The sequence below is a fragment of the Buttiauxella gaviniae ATCC 51604 genome, from assembly GCF_001654835.1.
Taxonomy (GTDB): Bacteria; Pseudomonadota; Gammaproteobacteria; order Enterobacterales; family Enterobacteriaceae; genus Buttiauxella; species Buttiauxella gaviniae.
Window position 1 is genome coordinate 1 of sequence record NZ_LXEP01000051.1, and the last position, 3,887, is coordinate 3,887.

Annotated in this window: 4 protein-coding genes and 1 pseudogene; 3 read left to right on the forward strand and 2 right to left on the reverse strand. The window is 42.8% G+C overall.

Going from position 1 to position 3,887, the window contains the following annotated elements:
• Positions 1–267: 267 nt before the first annotated feature.
• Positions 268–855: an NAD(P)H-binding protein gene (locus M977_RS22985; protein ID WP_064519238.1), complete on the forward strand. Its 588-nt coding sequence runs from the start codon at positions 268–270 to the stop codon at positions 853–855.
• 39 nt (positions 856–894) lie between these two features.
• On the opposite strand, the gene M977_RS22990 is transcribed toward M977_RS22985, so the two are convergent.
• Entirely contained in the window at positions 895–1,800 is a 906-nt protein-coding gene (locus tag M977_RS22990; RefSeq protein WP_064519241.1) for a LysR family transcriptional regulator, read from the reverse strand.
• Between the two features lie 185 nt (positions 1,801–1,985).
• Here M977_RS22990 and M977_RS22995 point away from each other — a divergent pair, with 185 nt between their 5' ends.
• Together M977_RS22995 and M977_RS23000 are read left to right on the forward strand one after the other, a co-directional pair.
• Positions 1,986–2,420: a nuclear transport factor 2 family protein gene (locus tag M977_RS22995; protein ID WP_064519244.1), complete on the forward strand. Its 435-nt coding sequence runs from the start codon at positions 1,986–1,988 to the stop codon at positions 2,418–2,420.
• Between the two features lie 40 nt (positions 2,421–2,460).
• A complete protein-coding gene (locus M977_RS23000) occupies positions 2,461–3,288 on the forward strand; it encodes an SDR family oxidoreductase (RefSeq protein ID WP_064519247.1) in 828 nt (275 codons plus the stop codon).
• A gap of 276 nt (positions 3,289–3,564) precedes the next feature.
• Here the strand turns inward: M977_RS23000 and M977_RS25575 are convergent.
• A pseudogene (locus M977_RS25575) lies at positions 3,565–3,887 on the reverse strand (hypothetical protein); the annotation flags it as partial.

The following is a 3,887-nucleotide window of genomic DNA, read 5'->3' on the forward strand; positions in this document are numbered from 1 at the left end:
TCGGTTCGAATGACTGGAACACTTAGACTTCAAGTGCAGCAAGAATGACGGTTTCCATTTTCTCCGCAGTGGTAGTTGGAAAACGTCCGCTGTGAGCGAACAGCGGACGCTGTTACTTCCGCTACAAGCTATACGTGTACTGTTTCTGGCAAGTACGCTGTTTCATTTATTATTCATCAATCGTGAATACTAAATGCAAAATAAATCCACATACAATCATAATCATCCTCATTACAATTTGCCTATGTTGATTGATGAGGTACAAGAATGACCAACGTTTTGATTCTGGGAGCCGCCGGTTCTCTCGCTCGCGTAGCAACCCAATATTTACTGGATAACAGTGAAGCCCGACTGACACTCTATTTACGGCGGGCCGAACGATTGAAAAACCATGCTCCTTCAAGGGTAAATATAATTGAAGGGGATGTGCTCGATTCTCGTTGCCTTGAAGGCGCGATGGTTGGACAGGATATCGTTTATGCCAATCTGGCAGGTAACATGCAGGAACAAGCCGTAAGCGTTGTAAAAGCGATGAAAGCGACCGCCGTCAAACGATTGATTTTTATTAGCTCAATGGGTATTTACGACGAAGTGCCGGGTGAAAAGTACGGAAATATTCTTGCCCCGTACCGTGAATCAGCGGAGGTTGTGGAATATTCTGGACTGGATTACACACTGATTCGCCCCGGCTGGTTTACCAATAGCAGCGATGTGGATTATACGCTCACTCATAAAGGTGACCCATTTCAGGGCACGAGTGTATCTCGGCTAAGTATCTCTGATTTAATTAACCGCATGGTGATGACCCCTGATTTGTATTTACATGAGAGCCTGGGGATTTCCCGCATCAAATAATTCAAATTGGGAAGATCTTCGCGCAAACCATAATCAATATCAATCTCTGAACAGCTCTTTTAGAATTTCCGTTAATAAATCAAAGACAAGACGGACTCTCGCAGGAAGTAAAGGCTGGTGCGGACGGAAAATATATAGCTGCCAGGGTTGATAATTTAATTCGGGAAAAATATTGACCAGCTCTCCCCGTTGTAAAAATGGCCTGACTAAAATATCGGGTAACTGGCTGTAAGTTCTGCCAGCCAATGCTGCGGATAATTCACTCCGAATGTCTGCAGCAATAAACGACGGCTGGACCGGAAAAAAGCTGCTGCCATCCGCAAATTGCCAGGGCCAGACGCGGCCAGAATTACTGTTATTTAGCGCACTGAGGGGGTGATTAAATTGCAGTTCACGCAGAGATTCTGGCATCCCGCCTCGCTCTATTAAATCTGGTGTAGCAACAATATTCACACCAACAGGACGTATTGTTTTTACTATAAAACGATTATCCGGGACGGCGCCAATTCTGATCCCAATATCTATTTGCTCATCGATAATATTGAGATGTACATCGCTCGGTAACCATTCGATATTGAGTTGCGGATAATTCATCAGATGCCGAAACAAACGCCGTAAAATATCCTGGTTTTCAAAAAGTGGCGGAAGAGTGATGCGCACGCTGCCGGACATGTCTTCGAGCCTGTGATTTTGGTGTGCAGTAAACAGAGCCTCACTTTCCGACAGTAACAACTCTGCTTTTGGCCAAAACCTTTGACCAAAAGGAGTTAATCTCATTTGTCGGGTATTGCGCAAAAACAACATTTCACCGAGCTGTTTTTCAAGTTCAGAAATAGCCCGGGTAACAAGTTGCGGGGCGACCCCTAAACGCACCGCCGTTTCTCTGAACTTCAGTGTCTCTGCGGCAGTGCAAAAAATTTTTAATGCTTCAAGTTTGTCCAGCATAGAAGTGGCCATGATAGTGGGGAGTGAGTCGTCATATTATGTTTAAAAAATGAATTCTGAAAGCACATTTAATTCATATACCGATGATAATAATGGGAGGATAATCAATTCTATTAGAACAGCGAATCAAGTCCCCTTACCCCGGCATACATGTTAGTCACTGTAGATTTATTAAGGAATCAAGTATGGAAAACCAAGAGATCGCTCACCGTCTGGCACTTAGAGAATTAGTTGATACATTTTCTAACCTGGCTGATGAGAAAAATGTTGCGGCACAAATGGCTCTATTTACACCTAATGCACATATCAATGTTGTGATGGAGGGTAAGGAGGTTTTTGATTTAAACGGCCATCAACAAATCCTTGAAGCCTTCAGCGGTTATCTGGTGCAGTTTTCGGTGGTTTATCATCTCAATGGTCAGCAAACACTAGAGATTGATGGGGATAGCGCCAAAGGTATTGCATATTGTCAGGTTGTGTTAATCAAAGAAGAAAATGGGCAGCGCATAAAACAAACAAGTGGTGTCCGATATCAAGACCGTTATGTTTTCAACAATGGTAAATGGCTAATTTCTGAAAGATTGTCTGACTTTATGTGGACTGATATTCAACCAATATAATTTAAAAAAATGTATAAAATTCAGACCAGAGAGGATGCTTATGAAACAGATTATTGTCGTTACAGGTAGCGGCTCTATTGCACAAGCGATTGCACGTAGAGTGAGTGTGGGTAAGCATATTTTATTGGCCGATATTAAACCTGAGGTTGCCAAAGAAGCAGAAACCGTCTTGTCCCGAGCCGGTTTCGAAGTCAGTACCAGCTATGTCGATGTCAGTTCACGCCAGTCAATTCAGGATTTAGTTAAACAGGCCACTGGGATAGGGGAAATAAAAGGTGTCATTCATACCGCTGGGCTATCCCCTTCTCAGGCAAAAGCACAGGACATCATCAAAGTCGACCTATACGGTACAGCAGTAGTGTTTGAAGAATTTGGCAAAGTTATTGCAAAAGGTGGGTCGGCTGTTGTCATTGGTTCGCAATCAAGTCATCGACTAAATGTTGATGCACTTACTCAATATGAAGCAGATGCGCTGGCAACCTTAGTGCCTGAAGAATTACTTAATTTGCCTTTAGTTAAAGATATTGACGACAGTTTATATGCTTACCAAATTTCCAAGCGAGGAAATGCATTACGCGTGATGGCCGAAGCCGTGAAATGGGGAAAGCGTGGAGCCAGAATAAACTGCATCAGTGCCGGAATTATTTATACGCCACTGGCCTATGATGAACTCAATAGTGTTGAACGCGGAGAGTTTTATCAAAATATGCTTTCAAAATCACCCGCTGGCCGTGGTGGTACACCAGATGAAATTGGCGCACTTGCTGAGTTTTTATTTGGACCTAATGGTACTTACGTCAGTGGAAGCGATATCTTGATCGACGGGGGTGTCACCGCATCCTATAAGTATGGTGAGTTAAGCTCTTAAACGGCTTTAACTATAACGCAGCTTAAACGGCTGCGTTATATTGTCTGTGTGGAGCCTGCGCTGATCTGAGTCGATTGTAGCAGTCACTAATATCGTTGATATTCAGCCCTCAATGACTCGCACTTCTTAGATGTATATATCTTTAATTAAGCAATGCCCATTTCCGGCACTAACTTGCCGATAAATTGATCACTGTCGGCTATGAGCGAGGAGCAGACATTATAAATAGCATTCTGTATGAATAACGGGGAGCAGGTCACCGCCCCTACACAAACATTAAGGTGATGTGGTCTTTAGTTTATGATTTCCGTAATGCGTAATTGCGTCTGATAACGTTCTTGCGAATGATTCCAGTACATCAATCGCTTCAGGAAGGAAGCTTTCATCCATAGTTATGGAGTTGAAGTCGTTGAGAGAAATCCCTGAAAATTCTGCTGTAGCTTGTTCAAACGCTAAAAGGGTGCGCCTTTCCTTTTTATCTCTTTCAGTATCAGGTTTATTCTTAACATCCTTATATTCATAATATTTTCCATCATTATGAGCAAAGAAATTTCGAATCACTGAGAGATGCTTTAAATCAGGGGCATTGTGATAGCCAA

Coding starts and splice junctions, on each gene's coding strand:
- M977_RS22985 (WP_064519238.1), top strand. CDS start 268: ATGACCAACGTTTTGATTCTGGGAGCCGCCGGTTCTCTCGCTCGCGTA.
- M977_RS22990 (WP_064519241.1), bottom strand. CDS start 1,800: ATGCTGGACAAACTTGAAGCATTAAAAATTTTTTGCACTGCCGCAGAG.
- M977_RS22995 (WP_064519244.1), top strand. CDS start 1,986: ATGGAAAACCAAGAGATCGCTCACCGTCTGGCACTTAGAGAATTAGTT.
- M977_RS23000 (WP_064519247.1), top strand. CDS start 2,461: ATGAAACAGATTATTGTCGTTACAGGTAGCGGCTCTATTGCACAAGCG.